We start from the raw sequence: 20,320 nt of genomic DNA on the forward strand, positions 1-20,320 counted from the left end.
CCATGTGTGAAGAACCGAACGCCTTTGGCATCGACAAAATCGCCTCGGCGTATGACTTTAGCGAAACGATTGCCCGCTTAAGTTCCGCGATTCAGAGCAAAGGGGCGACCATTTTTGCCCAGATCGATCATCAAGCGCAGGCTAAGCAGCAGCAATTGGAATTGGCCCCCACGCAATTATTGATCTTTGGACACCCCAAAATCGGCACCGCTTTAATGAATTCAGCCAGCAGCACCGGTTTGGATTTACCACTGAAAGCCTTGGTGAGCCAAGACTGCCACGGGCAAGTTTGGGTGTACCTGAATCAGCCCGATTATTTGCAACTGCGTCATGGATTTGACGACGAATTACTCACCCCGCTGCGTGGGCTGCATAGCTTGCTCAGCCACAGCATTCACTAAAGGATCAAAAAGATGGATCGCAGACAACTGATTTTGGCCGGCGCCATGACCGCAGTGCTGGCGCTCGCCAGCCAGCCTAGCCTGGCCGCTGACCCCAGCAAAGAAAAATGCTTTGGCGTCGCCAAAGCGGGCGCGAATGATTGTGCCGCCAACGGTCATTCTTGTGCCGGCATGGCCAAGAAAGACCGTGATGGTAAAGAGTGGAAACTCGTCGCCAAAGGCAGTTGCCTGGCGATGAAGGGTTCGCTCACGCCGTTGTAACCCTTAAGTCGCATCGAATCTCCTTCCTCTTTGCCCCTTGCTTAGCAAGGGGATTTTTTTGTTAGATTTTTAACGCGGAATCGACTAAACCGCAGCATCCAATAAAGGACTTCATTATGCTTTCATCCCCATTGCTTCAACGCTTAGCGCAAGCGACACCGCTCAACGCCATTGCACCGCTCGCCGATTTGGCTCTGCGCCTGTATATCGGCAAAATCTTTTTCATGTCGGGCCTGACCAAAATCGCCGATTGGGACACCACGGTGATGTTGTTCAGCGACGAATATCACGTTCCCTTGCTATCGCCGCAATTGGCGGCCTTCGGCGGAACGGCTGGCGAACTTATCTTGCCGGTGTTGCTGGTGCTGGGCCTATTTACTCGCTTGTCTGCGCTGGGACTCTTCGCGCTTAATGCCGTAGCGTTGCTCTCTTACTACCATGTGTTGAAAGATATGCCCAGCGCGGTGCAAGATCATCTTGAATGGGGTTTAATGTTGCTGGCGCTAATCGCGATCCCGCTACAACGTTGGGCGCTCGATCGTGTGCTGTTCCGCGCGCGTGCTTCTCAATAAACCCACCATAGGATTCACAATGAAAAAATTCTGGCTCAGTGCTTTGTGGTTCAGTTTAATCTGCAGCAGTGTGTATGCAGCACCGACACTACAAGGGCGTGATGTCATCAGCGGCAAAGCGGTGAATCTGGCGCAAGTGCGCGCTAAAGACCAAACCGTTTTGCTGGTGTTTTTTAAAGCGGGTTGCACCACCTGTGTGTACAACTTCAAGCTGATCCGGGAATTTTACAAAGCTAATAAAGCCAGTCGTTTTAATGTGTTAGGGATCGGCCTAGACAGCAAGCCAGAGCTGTTTCGCAGCTACGCCGAACTGGTGCGCGCCACCACGCCCAAAGACGAGCAATTTCCGCTGCTATGGCGGCCCGACTCAGTGCATCAAGACAGCTTTGGCGAATTGAAAAACGACTCAACCGTCTTTGTGATCGGCAAAAATGGCGAAATCACGCTAACGCGCGAAGGCGTGATTCAGGATGCAGACTGGGATGAGATTTGGACTTCGCTGCAAAATAATTAAGTATCAATAGTTTGCTGCCATTTCTGGCTTGCTGCGCAGTGTAGGCTCAGCAAACCAATGGGGGTATGCTTATGTACATTAATAATGAAGTGGCCTTCATGGCAATACATGGGCTAAAAGGCGCTTAAGGCAAATGACTCAAAGCGTCAAAGCGGAGAAACAATGAATTTTTTAATTTTGCCCGGTATTGGCGATTCCGATCAAAATCATTGGCAAACACATTGGGAGCGCGCTAGTCCTAGTTTCAGTCGCGTCATACAAGATAATTGGACTCAGCCAGATTGCAGCCAATGGGTCGCCCGCTTAGAAAGCACCGTAGCGCAAAGCGGTCCCAATACGGTATTAATTGCGCATAGTTTGGGTTGTTTATTAGTTTCGCACTGGGCGGCTGCAAGCCAATTAGAAATTCAGGGCGCGCTGTTGGTTGCGCCGCCAAATCCTATGGCGGAAGTTTTTCCAGTTGAAGCCAATAGCTTTAATGAATTTCCAACGCAAGCCTTTAATTTCAAAAGTCTAGTGGTCGCCAGCGCAAACGATCCCTACGCTGAGCTGGCGTTTTCTCAGCACTGTGCCTGCAGTTGGGGAAGTGAATTTATTTGTATTGGCGCTGCGGGGCATATCAATGGCAGTAGTAATTTGGGTGAATGGGCCGCAGGCAAGCAGCTGCTGCAACAATTGCTCAGCACGCTCTAGCGCACCGCAAAGAAAACTTCATGCCAAGCCCATAAATATCGTCATTGCAACACGCCGCACTTTTCTTTTTCTTGGGCATTGATTAGCATACGGGTCTGGGCTGACTGGTCGCCCAGCTCGCGAAAGTGCAAACACCAGTTTCATCGCGCAAGCCCATTGCTTGCATACCCTCCGTGACCCACAGCGAGAATGGTCACTTATTTTGGAGCTGGTATGCCTAATTCTGCCTCTACTCATCACGAAACACCTGCGGTGCAATTTATCTTGCGCCAAGCGCGGCGCTTGCAGCGCGCAGCGCAATCCGATTCACCTGCCATTGCCTTGCCCATTTTGCGGCGCTTAATTCAAGCGGGCGCAATTGAAGCCAAATCGCTGGTCACGCTGTACGCGCAGCGCCAGCAATTGCAGCGCAAACATATTCTGCGCCTATTGGCACTGGAAGCGGGTTACCCCAGTTGGGAGAAATTCAAACCCCAATTAAGCACGCTCAGCGCCGCTGATTTGGCCGCATGGCAATACCTTGATACTGGCGCGGCGCAACTGAAATTGTGGTTTGCCGATGCGCAAACGGCACACAGCTACGCCGCAAGCCAAGGCGGCCGCGTGATCAACGTCGGCCAACAAGCTGTGGTGATGACGAACTAATGAAAGTGGGCGCAACGGCTAACGCCGAAGCGCCCAATCACATTTACGCCTGAAACTGCTGCTATTAGCCTAAACTGGCCATGATTATCGTTAAGCGCTAGCAGTATTACTGATAATGAGCGCCGTGGTGGCCGCAACAGCTGCACCAGCCCCAGCTAGACGCAGCGGTTTGGCCTCTTTGGCCCAATTCCAAATCAGCACACCAAGTACGCCAAGCAACATCGCCAATGCATATAAAACCGCAAAACCAAAAATATAAGATTCAATTGGCATGGTAAAACTCCTTAAAACTAGTTAACCGTAATAATTTGAAATCAAATTCGCGCTCTTGCCCCTGAAAAGGGCGCGCGTTCAATTCGCATCTTTCTAGAGCTTGCTGGCGGCGTGCCCTGCCGCATGGATTAGCCTCGTTCAGGAGGGACTCCGTCCTTTGTGATCGGGTTCCCAGTTGTTGGCGTTGTGTGTACTAATGCCATAGCCTTGACGCGGCTTTGAGTTCGTTGTTTGCAGCGTCAATGACGGCCAGAAAACCAAGACTTAAAACCTTTCACGCAATAGTGATCAGTTACCTCAGTGATTTGGAATGCTTGTTTATTCCGTACTTTGCAACAATATATTGCATTTTAGAGTTATTCTTCTTTTTATCGTCATCAACCACAATAGCGTCATTGTTCTGGATGATGACTGTGATGACGCTACATACGCTAAACCCTATCCCAAATTTGCTCGGCGAGCGCGTGATGCCTTTGGCGCCGCAGCTAACGTTGGCCAATGGCCAGCGCTGGATTGCACAGCATTATTTGCGCTATCAGCACTCAGTAGAAAGCGTGTCGGCGTTGTTGGCGCAGATCGATTTTGACGTGCATACGCCGCTGTTTGCTGGGCAGGATGCCAATGGCGTGTATTTGCAAGTGGGGCTGATTGGGCGCGAGAATTATGATCGCAGCAATACCCTACGAGCGCATAAGCTGGTGTACGGCAGAAAATGGCGTATTGATGCCGATACCCCAACTTCTGAAATCATCCAGACCGCTTTTTTGGCGATCAAAAAAGCGCGCGAACACGAGGTACGCGAGTTGCTGACGGTGCGCAATGGCGCGGGCAAAACCAGCGCGGCGTTTAGTAATCATCACGATTTGCCCTTGCTCACTCAGCAAAGGGATGAATTACGCGCCACTGCGCGCCCAGCGGGCGCGGCTAATGTGACGGCGACGGTGCTGGCGCAATTGGCGACACTGCGTTTTGCGCAGCGCCAGATCGAGTTATTGCAAGTCGTTGAATTGGCTGGCGAGCGGGTGTTGCTCGATTTTCAATTGGGTGCAGCACCACTGGCGCGCCAGTTGGAGGGCGATTTTCCTGAGTTTGCGCAGCTGTCGTTCAGCGTGCTGTTGCCCGTCGCGCAATTACATCAATTACCGTATGCGCTGATGGATGCGCTGATTGCGCACAGCGATCGGCATGTGGATGAGACCTTTCGCTTTCGCGGCTTTGCGCGCTTTAGCCGTGAAAACGCGATTCAGGCGATTGCCGATTTGTCGCTGCAAACGCGCCCGTACGCGCGGGATTTGGCCGACGCGCAATTTGAGCAAATTTTCCGCGCCAATAATTACGAAGTCGACGCCAGCCGCGCCCCCGCTTTGGGCGCAGGCGAGTTGGGGCGGAAAAATCGCCAGCTGATCGAGCAATACGCGAACTTGCTCGGCCATATGCCGCAGGGATACGTGCTAACAACTAACAGAGAACAACGAGCCTAGATACATGTCGATGTATATCAATTAAGCCCAAGCTATAAAATAGCTACAGCAATATACCACTCATTAATTTTAACCACCAACCCCAATATACAACTCGAATTATTTCCAAGTTCTTACCCAAGCAATGCGCACATGTTCTGCAGCAATGATTGCATTACTTTTTGTGAAAGGTGAAAATCGGAACAAGTTAGTTTATTGGCCACAAGCGGCCACAGGCTGTCAGTAAAAAGGAAGTAGATCACGATGAAATCGCCTTGGCTAGCACTGGTGCAGTTTTTTCCCTTATCTATATTTGCGCTCTACGCGTTCTGGCATGGTGCACCTAGCGATGAGCGCTGGTTAGCCGCTTTCCAAATCGGTGCATTGCTCGCCTTAATCCAACTGATTTGGGTTTTGCGCCAAGCACAACCCGCCAATCGGCTTATTTTAGCCGCCAATTTGTATTTAATTGCCGGTGGCATGGCTGCTTTTTTCCAGCAATGGTGGTTTCTTAAGCTGTATGGGAGCCTGCGTGTAGCGGCGATTTTTGTATTTATTTTGGCGGTTGGTATCGTCACCACCTTATGCAGCCCAGCTGGATTTATCGCACAAGCCGCAGCACCCACCCAGCAAGTTCGCACTGCTTCATATTATCTGCTGGCAGCCACGCTAATCGCGCTCACAGTTTCTTTGTATTACCGCGGCAATCAGACTTGGGCTGCGGTTGTACCGATTGTAAGCTTGGTCATTTTGCAAAGAATTCTGGCCAGACGGGTTATACACGCCCATAACAATGAGTCTGAAGGTGACTAATGCAGACCTCCCTTCATTTAATTGCAATTTCGGGTAGCCTGCGCGCTGCTTCGTGCAATACGGCTTTGCTGCGTGCGGTCCAAACCATCGCACCTGAGAACATTCGTGTCACGTTGTTTGAAGGCTTGGCGCAAGTGCCGCCGTTTAATCCGGATATTGATATTGAATCGGTGCCGCTGCTGGCCCAACTGCGCGATCAAATCATCGCCGCCGATGGCGTGCTGATTGCCAGCCCAGAATATGCGCATGGGGTGAGCGGGGTAATGAAAAACCTACTCGATTGGCTGGTTAATACGCCAGCTTTCGTCTATAAACCCGTCGCCACACTCAACGCCGCCCCGCGTGCGCATCATGCGTTTGACTCATTAAAAGAAACGCTCACAATGATGTCGGCGCAGTGGATTGCCGCCGCTTCAATCACTGTACCGGTGTACGGTGAAACCAAAGATACGGCGGCTTTGATCGCTCATCCTGAAATCAATGCGCAGCTACGTCAAGCACTGCAGGCCATGCAGCTAACAGAGCAGGCCCAAGCAGTACTTGGCTAAGCATTAATTGGCCCAGGTGTAGGTATTCATACTGCCGCCAAAGGTTAGCCCGCTGGCTGGGTTGGCGTACCAAGTCTGCGCTTGCGTGCCGCCTGATTGCAAAAAGGTCAGGTATTGCGGGTAAGCCAAACCCATATCTACTTTTTCGCACGGATGATTCCATGAACTCGGAAAAATCAAAGCATAGGGGAAGTTATTTGGGTCTCGCGAGGCCAAGGTAATCGTTCTGCCCGTGGTTACCACATTGAGCTGCGGGTCTGGCGCTCCAATCGCGGCTAAAGCCACCGGGCTGGCTAACACTAGGCTCATACTGGCGTAAGGGCCGTCAATCTTGCTCGACGGGCAAACCGTATTGGCAAAGGAGCCACCACTACCAACAAAGTACTGTGTTGCATCGCTAATTTGCGGAAACATCGTTGCAGACAGCACGCCACCTTGCATACTAGCTGGGCATGCCGTGCCCACCGTTTGCCCGACCATACGCAAACTACAGCTAACTGTGCCGCTGCCCGCTACCGGCAAGCGCCATTGCCAGTTGAGCTCGTTTAACGCCCCGTCAGCAAGTAAATAGGCTTCGCTTTCAATTCGAATGACATTGCCGCTAGCATCCAGCCCCAGCTTATAGCGATACGCAATCACCGCATCGTTAAAATCATAATCCCCCAGCTCTGGAAATTTATCTTCATACGCGATTTTGTACCAGCCGGTGGCAGAGGGAAAATAAGTCCAACTGCTCGGGGTAGGCGGTGGAGCGACCGCGGTGTCGCTACTGACCACGGTCACTGCTTCACTAATCGGTGCTTGATCGTCGAAACTGGCTGTTTCTTTCAAGGTATTATTCAAGAAATAGGCATCGCTATTATTCAGCAGCGCTAAATCTTCAAAGCCACCAGAAAAATCATAAAAAGATTCTGGATCGCCCAGCGTTTTATTCACACTCAACAAAGAAACGCTTAGCTCGATTTGCAGTGCATCGGCCAAACTATCGGGCACAAAGATATCAAGGGTACTGTCAAATTGCGACTGGATGGCGTTGCTGCCCGTAATGCGGCTTGAGCCACCCTCCCCCAATACGGTGTAATAATTTTGCCGTGCTGTCGTTCCCGCGGGGGCAATCAAGGCTTTAGTGCGAGTTCGATAATTGGTATAGGTGGTCACCCCACCTGCTCGCGTCACCTTCAGACTTAAACTTCCAATTGCAATGCCTTGCGCTGTTGAAGTTTCCAGCCCCTTATTATTTTCATTCACATCAACGCCGAGCGATAAAAAATAGCGTGTACTACCCAGTGTGGTATCAGTATGCAAGAGCCGATACTGCTCAAGCTGCGCAGCGCTTATCGCCACATTGCCCGATGCCAGCAATAAATTAATATTGCCACTGCCCGAAGATTTGATTGTATCTGCCAAGCGCGTTGAGGCGATTTCGGCGTGTGCAAAAATAGAGGCGCACGCCAATACAACGCCCAGACAACATTTGATGATGATTGCTTTCATGACAAGCTCCATTGGCCGCTCACGCTACCTGCTGAGTTGTAAATTTCAAACTGAATTTGCGTCACCCCTGCAGGTACTTGCACCCGCAGCGGCACGCGATCTTGATAGCGCCCAAGCGAGAGCAAAGTGGCCTCGCCTGTAACTGGATCGTTAAAAGTGACTTTCAGGTAATTGATCAGACCTGCTCCGCTGGGTAAACCCGCAGCGGCGGCTTGTAAGGGTGCTATGGCTAATGGGGTAACTTCACGAAAACTACTCGGAATGTCCCCCGAGCCACGAAAAGCATTGAGGGTGCTGACACTCGCTGCAGTAGCAGTAGGAGCTGGCGTGCCCAGCGTCGCAGACGAAGCGCCACCACCTCCACCGCCTCCACCGCCCCCGCAGGCTGTCAGCCCGACTAGCGCCCCTATCAATAAGCAATATTTGACGTTTTGCATGGTGCGGCTCCTGTGTTTGACTTAGTACTAAGTAAACACAGTGCAGCAGATTCAATGTTGGCAACATTGCAAACAATTAAGGGAATTTAGACGCTCGCTTGGGCGCCAAGCCCATATCGTCTAGGCGCAATAGAATTTCAGTTTTCCGCTCGCCCTTAATGGTTTGCCAATGCACGTTTTCCTGCGCGCCGATGAGCGCGTACAGCATATTTAGTGAAACATTGGGCATCACTTGCTGCAGGCGCTGGTACACGTCAAAGGCATCGGCATTTTGCAATTGCTCGGCAGTTTCGATGCCAATTTTCGCGAGAATTTCTCGGCTCTTTGGCCCCAACCCTTTGAGCTGCTCAATGGACATATTCATGCTCCTTGTTTTCGTGCGGCTCGGTCAAATCAATCTCAAAATGAGCTGCTATGCTTTAGTGCAGAGTGCCAATCATCTCGCGATGCCAATCTGTGCTACAGGATAAAACAATGCTTGGGTCATGTCATAAAGTCTTCATTCGCAATGTGATGACCCTGTTATTAGGATGTAGCTTTTTTGCGCTGATCTCTAGCCCCGTGTTGGCCGCCAAAGTTCGCTTTCTGGTGAATGATGTCGCACCCTATACCCTGCGTGATGAAACTCAGCGTAAAGGTATGCATATCGAAATGGTTGAAGCCCTCGTCACCGAGGCCAAAGTGGCTTTTCAACTTGAGTCGGCCGTGTATGTGCGACTGGGTAAAAGTTTGGAAGATGGTTCTGCCGATATTGTCGGCATGGTCGAAGATCCCAACCTCGAAGGTCGGGCGATTCGGGTTTTGCCCCTGCATGCATTTCAATTTGTCGTGATTAGCCATAAAGACGCACCAATCCGTTCGATCGCAGAGTTGACGGACAAGACGCTGGGCGTTGCGCGTGGCGCGTTTTATGCCGATGAAATCAACAACAATGCAACAATCAATAAATACGGCATTAAAGATCCATTTCAAGGCGTGAAGATGCTTGAGGCCAAGCACCTCGATGCGGTGATTTCTTCAGATTATTTACTCACTTATGCACTGATGATGACCGGCGTCGATACCCGTTTGTTTGCGACGCCGTTTGCCGTTAACGAGCGGCGTTATGTGCTCTACGCTGCGAGCAATGTCGATCCCGCCTTGATTAATCAACTGCGCGCCGCTTGGGAAAAGCTCGAAAGCCGCGGCGACATTGCCCGCATTATCCGTCGCTACCGTTAGTGTTTCGACTTGCGCGGTATTATTCCAATTTAAGAAATAATTTCTTTAATCTTTTGATGATTCTAATCGTTCGCTGTAAAGCGCAAACTGATGTCCTACGATCAAGCCAAACCATTGCCGCTTAAGGAGAACACCATGCCGCGCGCCTTTGCTGCGATTACTTTTACCGACAGCGTGAAAGCTGCCCAAACCCGCTATCACAGCCGCGAAGGCAATCAGGGTTTTGAACTGGCCGAAGACAGCCGCAGTGAAAACACCGTGCGCGAAGCGGACTTTATCGCTGAGCGCGATAGCTTTTATATGGCCACAGTGAATGAAAACGGCTGGCCCTATGTGCAGCATCGCGGCGGTCCGAAGGGTTTTCTGAAAGTCATCGACGAGCATACGCTGGGCTTTGCCGATTTTCGCGGCAATGTGCAATATTTGTCGGTCGGCAATCTGAATGCCAATGACAAAATCTCGATCATTCTGATGGACTACGCCAATCGCCGCCGCCTAAAAATTTGGGGCCGCGTGCGCATCGTGCATGAAATTGACGAACCGGCGGTCATCGCCGCGCTGGAAGATCCAGCGTATCGCGCCCGTATTGAGCGTGCCATGGTCATCACGGTCGAGGCTTGGGATTGGAACTGCCCGCAACACATCACGCCACGCTATACCGACGCCGATATCGAGCAATTGATCGCGCCATTGCAAAGCGAACTCGCGGCACTGCGCGCGAAACCGCAGGCCGCCGAACCGCTTGATCGCTTGGGCAGTGGCGAATTAGCCTTGGTCATCAGCGGCGTGCGTCAGCTTACCCCACAGATCCGCGCTTTTGAATTGCGTCACCCCACTGGCGCAGATTTGCCGCCAGTTACAGCAGGTTCGCATTTAAAAGTGCCGGTTAAATTAAAAAATGGTCAGGATAGTGTGCGCAACTACTCGATCGCATCCAACCCAGCGCGCCGCGATATCTACGAAATTGCCGTGCTGCGCCAAGACGACGGTGACGGTGGCTCGGCTTTTGTGCATCAACATTACCAGCTGGGCATGACGCTGCATTGCAGCACACCGAAGAACGATTTTGCACTGAACGATAACGCTGCACCGGTGTTGCTAATCGCGGGCGGCATTGGCATTACGCCGATCAAGGCGATGGCGCAACAGCTTAAAGCGCAAGGTCGCACATTTGCATTGCACTATGCCGCGCGCAGCCGGCGCGATATGGCCTACGGTGATCGCCTGCAACGCGATTTGGCTGGGCAAATCACAACCTATTTTAGCGATGAAGGTGATGCGCTCAAGCTGCCAAAACTACTCAGCGAAATGGAAAATACCACCGAGGTGTATGTGTGTGGGCCTAGCGGTTTGATTAGCGCAGTGCAAGATACTGCTAGTCAATTGCAAATTGACCCCGCCCGCATTCATTTCGAACGCTTTGCCGCTGCGCCGCATGGCAAAAACCGCGCCTTTGAAGTGGTGCTGCGCCGCTCGCAACGCATTATTCCGATTGCAGCCGATCAAACCGTATTGGCTGCGGTGCAAGCCGCCGGCGTTGATACGCTATCCGACTGTGGCGTGGGCAATTGCGGCACCTGTGCGGTGAAAGTGCTGGACGGAGAAGTCGAGCACCGCGATAGCGCGCTCAATCAAAACGAGCGTGAACGCGCAGGGCTGATGTGTATTTGTGTCTCGCGTGCTAAATCGGCGCGGCTTGAACTCGATTTGTAATGCTTTTTGGACTTTTAAAGAAGGGAAAAACCATGATCCAGCTCTACGAATTTGCTCTATCCGGTAATTGCCACAAAGTACGATTAATGCTGTCCTTGCTGGGCATACCCTACGAGAGTATCGCCGTAAATGGCGCTGAACGCGAGCATAAATCGGCGGCCTTTTTGGCCAAAAATCCACTCGGCCAAGTGCCGGTGCTGGTCGATGGCGACGTGGTACTGCGTGATAGTCAGGCAATTTTGGTCTATCTAGCCCGCCAGTACGGCGCCGAGCAAGCCGATTTCTGGCTACCGAACGATCCCGTCGGTCAAGCACAGGTACAAGCGTGGCTGGCGACTGCGGCCAATGAAGTCACTCGCGGGCCAAATGCGCTGCGCTTGTTCCACAAATGGGGCCGCAATGTGGCTTTGGCCGAAGCCGAAACCATCAGTGCACAATTGTTCAGCGTACTGGAAACCACCTTGGCACAACAGGCTTGGCTCGCCGCGCCACACATTACGATTGCCGACATTGCCCTCTACCCGTATATCGCGCTAAGCCCAGAAGGCAAGGTCGATCTGGCGCAATACCCCGCCGTACGACTATGGCTAGCACGTATTGAAGGCATGAGCGGCTACATCAGCATGCCCGGCATTCAAGCTTAAACAATAACCCTTTAAACAGAGATGCAGCATGGAACAACGCCCACCACTCCCACCCTTTACCCGCGAATCTGCGGCGCAAAAAGTGCGCCTTGCCGAAGACGGTTGGAATTCGCGCGACCCGCATCGCGTCGCGCTGGTCTACACCGAGGATAGCGTTTGGCGAAACCGCCATGAATTCCCGCGCGGACGCGCGCAAATCGTCGAGTTTTTAACCCGCAAATGGCAGCGCGAACACGAGTACCGGCTGATTAAAGAACTGTGGGCCTTTGACGGCAACCGCATCGCCGTACGTTTTGCCTACGAATGGCACGACGACGCGGGGCAATGGTATCGCTCCTACGGCAATGAAAACTGGGAATTTGACGACAATGGTTTGATGCAAAGGCGTTTTGCCAGCATTAACGATCTACCGATTCGCGAGGACGAACGCCTATTTCACTGGACCCAAGGTCGTCGCCCTGATGGGCACCCCAGCTTGAGTGAATTAGGGTTGTAATCTGCTCAGCGCATGCCGCAGTAAAGTTGAATGACTAATACTGCGGCAATACTTTTTCACAATTCTGCCAACTTTCCGCCTGGCCTATGCACTTTAATTAAGCTACTTAAGGTCGAGGTGCATTATGGCTACCAGTTTCCATCGCGCGGCATTCGAGAGTATTGGCGCAAAAGCTCTTTATTTATTTACGCGCTTAGCTATACCCCCAATGGTATTGGCAAAGATTGGGCTAGCTGAATATGGTCTCTGGTCGATTGCATTTGTCTTAGTCGGTTATTTGGGGCTATCGGTCTCAGGCTTAGCCACCGTGTATGTGCGAGAAATTGCCCAAGCTTATGAGCGCAACGATGCCGAACACGCCAGTGGCATGCTCAGCACGGGCGTGGCAATGGCTTTGCTGATTGGCAGTCTATTTTGCCTAGGCCTTGCCTGTAGCCTGCCGGTGTTACTCAACACGTTCAAAGTTTCACCCCATTTACAGGCTTTGGCCAGCACCTTAATTATCGCCACCACCTTGGTCTTCCTCGCCGACTTAACGCTTGGTGCCTGGGGTTATGTCTTGCATGCCCTACACCGTGTCCACGAGCAACAACGAATTTGGGTGGCTAGTTTTATGCTGGAGTGGCTGCTGATTGCTGTATTGTTGCAATTGGATTTTGGTATGCAGGCGCTGCTAGTGGCATTTATTGTGCGCTACAGTTTTTCGATCGCTTGCGCGTGGTGGCGTGTGCAACAAATTTGGCCACTGCTACACCTTGCGCCTCAGTTCGTGGCACGGCGGTATTTAGCCCCCTTTCTCAATTTAGGTCTGAAAAGCCAATTGAGCGATGGCTGCGCGATGATATTGCATTCGGCAGATCGCCTCCTCGCCGCCATCAGCTTTGGTAGCGCTTCGGCTGCTATTTTAGATTTGGGAAGTAAATTACCCGCCACCGCAACCTCGATTGTCTCTGGCATCAGCGCCGTTGCACTACCACGCTCCGCGTGCATGAACGCGGAACAACTGCGCATTTTTTACCCCAAAGTATTACGGTTAGCGACATTTGCTTTACTGCCAATCATGCCCTTGCTCGTCGCTTGTGCACCGGCTATCAATTTGGCCTGGCTAGGCCACCATACGCAAGCGCATATCATCTTGCAGGCGATGTTGTGGCTAACACCGGCGTGGCATTGCCATATTTTAACCGGCAGCGCATCCAGCGCTTTGCGCGGTCAAGGGCGGATTAAGCTTGAATTTGTCTATCACGCCCTGCGTGGTGTGAGCTTAGGCTTGGCCTATTGGCTCAGCGAGTCTTTACTGCAATTTATTAGCTTTTTTGCGCTTGGCGCCGCAAGTTCTGCGCTCATATATTTAGTGATTGCCAGCCGTGCACTACAAATGAGAGCACAACAGCTGGCCAGGACTTGCCTGCTCCCCGTTAGCGTGTGCTACGGCACGGCCTATAGCCTGTACTGGCTGTGGCCGTGGCAACTTCAGCAGCGCAGCGATGCTGTGCTTGCACTATGCCAAGCGGGTTTAGTGCTAACTGCGCTACTCGCAGTCCTTTGCTGGACGCTAATTCTCACCGATAGTGAAAAACACTGGCTGGGCGAACAATACAGCCGCTTTTTCAAGCGCGAGGTGCATCATGCTTAAGCAGTTAGTCCTTACTGGATTCTGCCTGATTTTGGCGGCGTGCAGCCAAATGCCAGCCAATATCCCAAACAATATCGCTGCATTTCAGCCCGCACAAAAATCCGAGCAGATTGATTACGCCAGCCCAGAAGCGCTTGCCGAATTAGAAAGAAGCAGCGACTCTGTGTATCGGCTAGCCGAAGGCGATGCACTACAAATTACCGTGTGGAATCGCCCCGAATTATCTGGCAAACAGCTCTTAGGGCCCGATGGGCGACTGACTATTCCGCTAGTGGGCACCATGAAACTCAATGGTGAAACACGCGAAACGGCTGCCAGCCAAATTAGCAATGCACTCTCCCCGTATATTCGCAAACCTGCTGTATTTGTTGGCGTTGAGCAATATACCGGCAACCGTGTCACCGTGCTTGGTCGCGTACAAAACCCCGGCGTACAGCAGTTCGATCGCCCACCCAATTTGCTTGAAGCCCTTGCCCGCGCAGGATCGCTTCCCGTCATTGATAAACAAGCCACATTAACGCGGGTAGCCATTTTTCGGGGGCGCGATCGGATTATTTGGGTCGACCTGAAGAAACTATTAAATCGGGGCGAGCTCGCCTACAACATTCGTCTGCACCCCAATGATCTGATCTACATTCCAGATTCATTCGACACCTTGGTCTATGTGTTAGGCGCAGTACACAAACCTGGGGCCTACCGTTTAACGCCAGATATGTCCTTAATGGATGCATTAGCCCAAGCCGGCGGCCCCAATGATGATGCCGCACCTGAGCAAATTGCAATTTATCGCCCCAGTAAACAAGCCAATGAAACAACGCCACTTCAAACGCTACTAAATCGCGACAAAATGGTGAACTTTGCACTAGAAGAAGGTGACGTGGTGTTTGTGCCAAAAAGTGGTATTGCGCAAGCCGGTTATGTGATCCGGCAACTTGTACCGGGATTGTCCATACTGAGCTTAGGCTTGAGTGCCTTTTAGGAGCTGCAATATGTACGGCATCGTAAATAAAGCATTACAAGAAATGGTGTGTGAGCATTATGGCGATCAAGTTTGGCAGCAAATTTTGCATGAAGCGCAACTCCCCGACACGCTATTTATTTCCAGCGACCCTTACCCCGACACCACCACTTACGCTTTGGTGGGTGCCGCGGTCACAATTACGGGCATTGCTGCCGAGCAGCTTTTGGAGCGCTTTGGCCGCTATTGGGTGCTTGAAACAGGTAGGCGCAGCTATGGTCATTTATTGACCGCTGGCGGAGATAACTTACATGATTTTTTGATTAATCTACCCAATTTTCATGCGCGAATTTTTTTAATTTACCCCCATTTGCAACCCCCCGAATTTGTGTGCGAAGCCAAGCAGGCCAATAGTATTTGCGTTCAATATTTTTCGCATCGTCCAGGCTTGGCGCCTTTTGTTACTGGTCTGTTATTTGGCTTGGGCGAATTGTTCCATACAAAGGTGACCGTTACCCTAACAAAGCCACGTGAGCAAAGCACAGATTGCGATGAGTTTTTGGTTGAGTGGCACTAATAATGCGTAGCGGATTATTGCAACTTCCAGAAGGTACCTTTCCATTTTACTTTCGGCTTGATCAAGCGCTTGCCGTACAAGCATTTGGACCATCCTTAGCCCACGTCATCCCGAACCTGGCAACAGGCGTGCACTGGCAGCAGTTCTTGAGCCAAATTAGGCCAAGCACACCAATTGAAAAGCTTTGGAGCGGTGAGCCTGAAAATCAAGCTAGAACACTGTATGTTTTTAAAATCAACAGCAATTCGCTGCTACTACGCGGCCAAGTACTGCTCGATCATGACACCAATACACTTTTGTTTCTTGGCTCGCCCTGGTTGAATGACCCAGCACTATTACACCAATATGGTTTATCACTGAATGATTTTGCGGTACACGATGCCAGTACCGATTTGCTACAAGTGATTCAGGATTTAAAAAACTCTTTGCAGGAAAGTCGCGATCTTGCCCAGCAATTTCAAAAACAACGCGCTTTATTACATAACATTCTAAAAACGGCACCTGATGCAATTATCACCAGTAATTCGACAGGGGAAATCGAAAGCTTTAACCCCGCAGCAGAGGCGATGTTTGGTTGGCAGGAAAGGGAAATCATCGGAAAAAATGTCGCACTCCTCACTGCAGCCCAAAACGCCGAGCAACATCAACACTATATTGCCGCCGCTCGACAGCACACAGAAAGCCTGAATTTCAATCGTCGCCGCGAAGTGATGGCACAGCGGCGAGACCATAATGAGTTTCCCGCAGAGATTTCACTCAGCAGCTTATCCTTGGCAGGCGAGATCCATTACACCGCCATCGTACGAGATATTAGCGAGCGCAAAGCACAACAAATTGTACTCGCTGCGGCGCGTGAACGTGAACTGCAATTGGGGCATGACATTCAGCAATCGCTATTGTTCGGCACACCACTCAACGTACGCGGGCTTGAAATCTCAGCCTTTACTCAGCCATCACAAGGAATTGACGGCGATTTTTTTGATTTCTTTGCCTTTGACGAGCAATTTCTGGATGTATTTACCGGTGACGTGATGGGGAAAGGCGTTGTGGCCGCGATGATAGGTGCCGCATTAAAAAGCCAATATAACCGCACCATGGCAGAATTACTCGGGCAAAGCCATGGCAGTCCGCCCGACACTAATCAAATCATGAATCGACTGCATACGCGAGTAACCCCGGAATTACAGCGCTTAGAGTCCTTTGTTACCATCATTTATACCCGTATTGATCTAGTTAACAATGCCATTCATTACATTAATGCTGGCCACCCCGAAGGCATAATCTTCACGAGCGATCAACAAACGATTATTTTATCGGGGGAATTTCTACCCGTGGGCGTTGACCCCAAGGAGCAATACCGAGCGTGTACCGCGCCATTTCAAGCGGGGGATTTTTTACTACTGTTTTCCGACGGCGTTAGCGAGGCAAGAAACGAGCGCTATGAATTGCTGGGTATAGAGCCGGTTATTGCCTTAGTGTGGCAATTGAAAACCGCGCAAATTCCCCCTGCCATTATCTTACAGCGGGTACGGCAGTTGGTTGATATTCATGAGTCATCCCACCGCCGCTCAGACGACTTCACCGCGATCGGAATTTATCGCCATTTGGAAAATGCACCAGATAGCCGCGAATTTGTTCGCCAGATGAGTGTACTTACCCCATTACGCTTATGGCTTCGAAACCAAATCAATGTGAATACAACCCAAAGCGACGCCATCGAATTGGCGGCTGTCGAAGTTGCCACCAACATTATCCGCCATGTTACGGTTACCTTGGCTGACACCCCTTTTGTCGTTCAAATCGCCGAACATGATGCGCTGATAACGATCAATTTTTATTACGTTGGCGATGCTTTCGACCCCACCCAAGTACCCCCACCTGATTTTAGCGGTGATCGCGAGGGCGGCTTTGGACTTTATATCATCCAGCATTGTGTAGATTCCGTGCACTACAGCACCCCGGCAGAACAAATCAACTTAATTCGCTTGCAAATTCGGCGGCAAAGCGCGACTACGGCAGCTATAAACTAAGTATTCTTTACTCGCCAACACCTCACCATGCTGATTGCCCTGGTTGAAGATGATCCCATTCAAGCGGAAATGCTCGCGCTCACGCTCAATAGCGGCGGTCATGAATCACGCGTTTTTCATAACAGCCTATCGTTTTTTGAGGCGCTTAAAGCCACCCACTTTGATCTATTGCTGCTCGATTGGAATTTACCGGATTACTCTGGGGGTATGATCGTCAAATGGGTAAGGGAAAACGTAGGCTGGCAAATACCTATTATGATTGCCACTGCTGTCGATGACGAAGCCAATGTGGTCGCCGCCCTAAAATCGGGCGCGGATGATTACTTGGTCAAGCCAATCAAACCGATGGAAATTTTAGCGCGCATCGAGGTGTTGGCTCGCCGCTTTAAAGCCATAGCCCCACAAGTTTTGCATTTGGGTTCATATGAAATTGATACCAGCCAACGGCTGATTCGCAAAGCAGGGCAAGAAATCGAGCTCACACAAAAGGAATTCGATCTTGCCCTATTTTTATTCCAACACCCGGGGAAATTATTTTCGCGGATGAACTTGCTTGAAAAAATATGGGGTTTAAACGTAGAGATTGATACGCGAACCGTTGACACGCATATCAGTCGCCTGCGCAAAAAGCTAGCACTGGATGGCCAATTACAGTGGCAGCTCACGTCGGTGTATGGCTATGGCTATCGCCTGGAAAGTGTGGTGCTTGCAACGCCCTAAGCGTGGCTTGCGTCAACTGCTGGAATTCTTGCAGCGGAAGCCGTTCACCATCCGCTAACGATTTTAAGCGGCTCTCCAATTGTCGCACGAGCTGCGCCACCTCTTCAAACCCTAATGAACCAGCAGCCCCCGCCAATCGATGCAGCTCATCGAGCAGCATTGGATTACTTACCCAAATTGCATTCTCAGGCAGAAAAAACGGCTCAATTTGCTGCATGCGCTCTGGTAAACCCTGAAGAAATTTAATTTTAAGTGCCGCCAACCCCGCGGTAAAAGCCTGCTGATCAAATTCGACCATTAAACACCTCCCAATATTGTTGCAGTAATTGGGGCAGCAACATCGGATCAAATGGTTTTTGTGCGACAAAATCGGCTCCGGCAGCAATCAATTCAGATAATTCCGTCTGCGAAGCTTTGGCCGTTAACATCACAATACATACACGGTCTCCGCCACTGATATTTCGTAATAATGGAATAAAATCCGTACCACTCATTTGCGGCATCATCACATCAAGTAAAATCATCTGCGGCAGGGTATGGGCTTGTAGATCTTTAATAGCAATAGCCGCCAGCGGATACATCTGCACCTCGTACGAGCCCAAGGTCGTCAAACACAGATGAATAAGATGGCGAATATCGTCATCGTCTTCAACCACTGCAATTTGGCGCAATGCATTCATCGCACACTCTCCACTGGTAATGAGACGGTAAATTCGCTGCCGCCACCCGGCGCGGGCTGGTACGCCACCGCAGCGCTGAGCGCTTGACATATTTGCCGGGTAATTGCCAAGCCCAAGCCAGTTCCACCGCGCAAGCGCGAATCGCTCGCATCAGCTTGGGTAAATGGTTCAAATAAACTAGGCAAAAAACTATCTGGGATGCCTGGCCCATGATCTCGCACACGAATGAGCAAGGCTTGATCAGCGATTGCCGCACTGACTTCAACCGCTAACTGCGGCGGCGAATACTTGCATGCATTGGATAATAAATTGGCCAAAACTTGTGTTAGCCGAGTGCGGTCGGTGTTAACGAGCGTTGCTGGCGGCAAAAGATTATTTAACTGCAGCGTTACTTGATATTTTGCCGCATAGCCTTGGTTCGAACTGATCGCCTCAGTTAATAGCTCATTTAAATTGCACCATTGCCACTCAAGCTGCAGCGCCCCCGCCGCCGCCTTATTCAAATCCAGTAATTCATTCACCATTTGTAACAGGCGAGCCGCATTACGATCGGCCATCTGAAGCAAGGGTGCTGCTCGCGCATCTACCGCGGCAAATTGTGGGCTTTGCAGCATTTTTAATGAGCCAATAATCGAGGTGAGTGGGGTTCTTAATTCATGACTCAGAGTTGCAATAAATTGCTGTTTCAGGCGATCAACCCGCTCTCGCTCGCGAATATCACGCAAAATCAATAGCCAGAATCTAGCCCCTGCTTGATAAAAAAAAGTGACCCCCACCTCAACTGGAATCGTCTCACCACTTAGGGGATGGACAGTCAATTGTTGCAAATGGCCTTGGCGAGGATCTTGGGTCTGTTGGGCCAACTCGATCTCTGGCAACACCATGCGCAAGGATCGGCCTTGCATCACATCCCGATCAACGACCAACAGGCGCTCGGCCGCCAAATTTAGCCCTTGAATAATATCGTGTTCATCCACCACCAAAATCGCATCAAAGCTATTTTCACTCATCGCCATGGATTGGTTTAACAGGGCGGCATGTTGTTGCTGCAGCACCAGCACTCGGGCTAGATTTTTAAGCTTGCTGGCTAAAATTGCCGGCTGAGCTGGCTTGTGCAAAAAATCATCCGCACCAGCCTCTAAAGCCGCTAATAAATGCTGCTCCCCCTCCAGCCCTGACAACACCACAACAGGAACCCACTTCAGCCCAGCTACTGCGCGAATTCTGCGAGTGACCTCAAAGCCATCCAGCCCCGGCATCAGTAAATCCAGCAAAACCATATCCGGTTGCTGCTGCGCAAAGATCTGCAATGCCGATTCACCATCTGCTGCGGTCAATACCCGATATCCAAGCTTTTGCACGACGCCCGCCAACATCATCCTCGTCGTCGCAATATCGTCAACCACGAGAACAGTTAAATTTGCAGCTGAAAACGACTGAAAAGGCATGGGTTGGCTCAAGTTTTACAAGTTGATCACAATTGCGATGGTCAGGGTGCTTCAATCACAGCATAGACCAAGCCCTCTTTAGGAGC

Annotated in this window: 25 protein-coding genes; 18 read left to right on the forward strand and 7 right to left on the reverse strand. The window is 50.9% G+C overall.

Going from position 1 to position 20,320, the window contains the following annotated elements; translation table 11 throughout:
- The first annotated feature begins 2 nt into the window (after window positions 1-2).
- The 6 genes from NT239_01925 (at window position 3) to NT239_01950 (ending at window position 3,086) form a co-directional block, all read left to right on the forward strand.
- A complete protein-coding gene (locus NT239_01925) occupies window positions 3-401 on the forward strand; it encodes a DUF302 domain-containing protein (protein ID XGA71620.1) in 399 nt (132 codons plus the stop codon).
- A gap of 12 nt (window positions 402-413) precedes the next feature.
- Window positions 414-662 (forward strand): DUF2282 domain-containing protein, encoded by a 249-nt coding sequence (locus NT239_01930; protein ID XGA71621.1) that lies wholly within the window; start codon window positions 414-416, stop codon window positions 660-662.
- A gap of 116 nt (window positions 663-778) precedes the next feature.
- Complete coding sequence (locus tag NT239_01935; protein XGA71622.1) at window positions 779-1,234, forward strand: DoxX family protein; 456 nt, start codon at window positions 779-781, stop codon at window positions 1,232-1,234.
- A 19-nt stretch (window positions 1,235-1,253) separates the two neighbouring features.
- A complete protein-coding gene (locus NT239_01940) occupies window positions 1,254-1,748 on the forward strand; it encodes a peroxiredoxin family protein (GenBank protein ID XGA71623.1) in 495 nt (164 codons plus the stop codon).
- A 162-nt stretch (window positions 1,749-1,910) separates the two neighbouring features.
- A complete protein-coding gene (locus NT239_01945) occupies window positions 1,911-2,441 on the forward strand; it encodes an alpha/beta hydrolase (GenBank protein ID XGA71624.1) in 531 nt (176 codons plus the stop codon).
- A gap of 213 nt (window positions 2,442-2,654) precedes the next feature.
- Window positions 2,655-3,086: a hypothetical protein gene (locus NT239_01950; GenBank protein ID XGA71625.1), complete on the forward strand. Its 432-nt coding sequence runs from the start codon at window positions 2,655-2,657 to the stop codon at window positions 3,084-3,086.
- A 90-nt stretch (window positions 3,087-3,176) separates the two neighbouring features.
- Here NT239_01950 and NT239_01955 read toward each other — a convergent pair whose 3' ends face one another.
- Window positions 3,177-3,359, reverse strand: a complete 183-nt coding sequence (locus NT239_01955) for a hypothetical protein (protein ID XGA71626.1) — start codon at window positions 3,357-3,359, stop codon at window positions 3,177-3,179.
- A 413-nt stretch (window positions 3,360-3,772) separates the two neighbouring features.
- On the opposite strand from NT239_01955, the gene NT239_01960 reads away from it, so the two are divergent.
- The 3 genes from NT239_01960 (at window position 3,773) to NT239_01970 (ending at window position 6,180) form a co-directional block, all read left to right on the forward strand.
- On the forward strand, window positions 3,773-4,840 hold the full coding sequence (locus NT239_01960; protein ID XGA71627.1) for a hypothetical protein: 1,068 nt from the start codon (window positions 3,773-3,775) through the stop codon (window positions 4,838-4,840).
- A gap of 243 nt (window positions 4,841-5,083) precedes the next feature.
- A complete protein-coding gene (locus tag NT239_01965) occupies window positions 5,084-5,632 on the forward strand; it encodes a nucleoporin NDC1 (GenBank protein ID XGA71628.1) in 549 nt (182 codons plus the stop codon).
- Entirely contained in the window at window positions 5,632-6,180 is a 549-nt protein-coding gene (locus NT239_01970) for an NAD(P)H-dependent oxidoreductase (protein XGA71629.1), read from the forward strand. Before NT239_01965 ends, NT239_01970 begins: the two co-directional genes overlap by 1 nt.
- A gap of 3 nt (window positions 6,181-6,183) precedes the next feature.
- On the opposite strand, the gene NT239_01975 is transcribed toward NT239_01970, so the two are convergent.
- From NT239_01975 to NT239_01985, 3 genes are all read right to left on the reverse strand, one after another.
- A complete protein-coding gene (locus NT239_01975; GenBank protein ID XGA71630.1) occupies window positions 6,184-7,674 on the reverse strand; it encodes an LruC domain-containing protein in 1,491 nt (496 codons plus the stop codon).
- Window positions 7,671-8,111 (reverse strand): hypothetical protein, encoded by a 441-nt coding sequence (locus NT239_01980; GenBank protein ID XGA71631.1) that lies wholly within the window; start codon window positions 8,109-8,111, stop codon window positions 7,671-7,673. Before NT239_01980 ends, NT239_01975 begins: the two co-directional genes overlap by 4 nt.
- 76 nt (window positions 8,112-8,187) lie before the next feature.
- A complete protein-coding gene (locus NT239_01985) occupies window positions 8,188-8,469 on the reverse strand; it encodes a TfoX/Sxy family protein (GenBank protein XGA71632.1) in 282 nt (93 codons plus the stop codon).
- Window positions 8,470-8,624: 155 nt separating this feature from the next.
- On the opposite strand from NT239_01985, the gene NT239_01990 reads away from it, so the two are divergent.
- The 9 genes from NT239_01990 to NT239_02030 all read left to right on the forward strand — a co-directional run bounded on the left by NT239_01990 (window position 8,625) and on the right by NT239_02030 (window position 18,106).
- The gene (locus NT239_01990) at window positions 8,625-9,332 is read left to right on the forward strand and encodes a transporter substrate-binding domain-containing protein (GenBank protein XGA71633.1); all 708 of its coding nucleotides are present in this window, start codon (window positions 8,625-8,627) and stop codon (window positions 9,330-9,332) included.
- A 90-nt stretch (window positions 9,333-9,422) separates the two neighbouring features.
- Window positions 9,423-11,045: a pyridoxamine 5'-phosphate oxidase family protein gene (locus NT239_01995; GenBank protein XGA71634.1), complete on the forward strand. Its 1,623-nt coding sequence runs from the start codon at window positions 9,423-9,425 to the stop codon at window positions 11,043-11,045.
- A gap of 32 nt (window positions 11,046-11,077) precedes the next feature.
- The gene (locus NT239_02000) at window positions 11,078-11,689 is read left to right on the forward strand and encodes a glutathione S-transferase family protein (protein XGA71635.1); all 612 of its coding nucleotides are present in this window, start codon (window positions 11,078-11,080) and stop codon (window positions 11,687-11,689) included.
- Window positions 11,690-11,717: 28 nt separating this feature from the next.
- Window positions 11,718-12,185 carry a nuclear transport factor 2 family protein gene (locus NT239_02005; protein ID XGA71636.1) on the forward strand — a complete coding sequence of 156 codons (468 nt, stop codon included), beginning with the start codon at window positions 11,718-11,720 and terminating at the stop codon, window positions 12,183-12,185.
- A gap of 124 nt (window positions 12,186-12,309) precedes the next feature.
- Window positions 12,310-13,821, forward strand: a complete 1,512-nt coding sequence (locus tag NT239_02010) for a hypothetical protein (protein ID XGA71637.1) — start codon at window positions 12,310-12,312, stop codon at window positions 13,819-13,821.
- Window positions 13,814-14,800 (forward strand): SLBB domain-containing protein, encoded by a 987-nt coding sequence (locus tag NT239_02015; protein ID XGA71638.1) that lies wholly within the window; start codon window positions 13,814-13,816, stop codon window positions 14,798-14,800. The genes NT239_02010 and NT239_02015 overlap by 8 nt, the downstream gene beginning before the upstream one ends.
- A gap of 10 nt (window positions 14,801-14,810) precedes the next feature.
- Window positions 14,811-15,356 (forward strand): heme NO-binding domain-containing protein, encoded by a 546-nt coding sequence (locus tag NT239_02020; GenBank protein XGA71639.1) that lies wholly within the window; start codon window positions 14,811-14,813, stop codon window positions 15,354-15,356.
- Between the two features lie 2 nt (window positions 15,357-15,358).
- Window positions 15,359-17,386: a SpoIIE family protein phosphatase gene (locus NT239_02025; protein ID XGA71640.1), complete on the forward strand. Its 2,028-nt coding sequence runs from the start codon at window positions 15,359-15,361 to the stop codon at window positions 17,384-17,386.
- A gap of 27 nt (window positions 17,387-17,413) precedes the next feature.
- Complete coding sequence (locus NT239_02030; GenBank protein ID XGA71641.1) at window positions 17,414-18,106, forward strand: response regulator transcription factor; 693 nt, start codon at window positions 17,414-17,416, stop codon at window positions 18,104-18,106.
- Here the strand turns inward: NT239_02030 and NT239_02035 are convergent.
- From NT239_02035 to NT239_02045, 3 genes are read right to left on the reverse strand one after another with little or no spacing between them, the layout of a single operon-like run.
- Complete coding sequence (locus tag NT239_02035; GenBank protein XGA71642.1) at window positions 18,048-18,404, reverse strand: Hpt domain-containing protein; 357 nt, start codon at window positions 18,402-18,404, stop codon at window positions 18,048-18,050. The two genes, NT239_02030 and NT239_02035, sit on opposite strands and share 59 nt — an antisense overlap.
- Window positions 18,391-18,786 carry a response regulator gene (locus NT239_02040; GenBank protein XGA71643.1) on the reverse strand — a complete coding sequence of 132 codons (396 nt, stop codon included), beginning with the start codon at window positions 18,784-18,786 and terminating at the stop codon, window positions 18,391-18,393. Before NT239_02040 ends, NT239_02035 begins: the two co-directional genes overlap by 14 nt.
- Window positions 18,783-20,234 (reverse strand): response regulator, encoded by a 1,452-nt coding sequence (locus tag NT239_02045; protein XGA71644.1) that lies wholly within the window; start codon window positions 20,232-20,234, stop codon window positions 18,783-18,785. The genes NT239_02040 and NT239_02045 overlap by 4 nt, the downstream gene beginning before the upstream one ends.
- Between the last annotated feature and the right edge of the window lie 86 nt (window positions 20,235-20,320).

This window comes from Chitinibacter sp. SCUT-21, from assembly GCA_041874755.1.
In the GTDB taxonomy this organism is placed as follows: domain Bacteria; phylum Pseudomonadota; class Gammaproteobacteria; order Burkholderiales; family Chitinibacteraceae; genus Chitinibacter.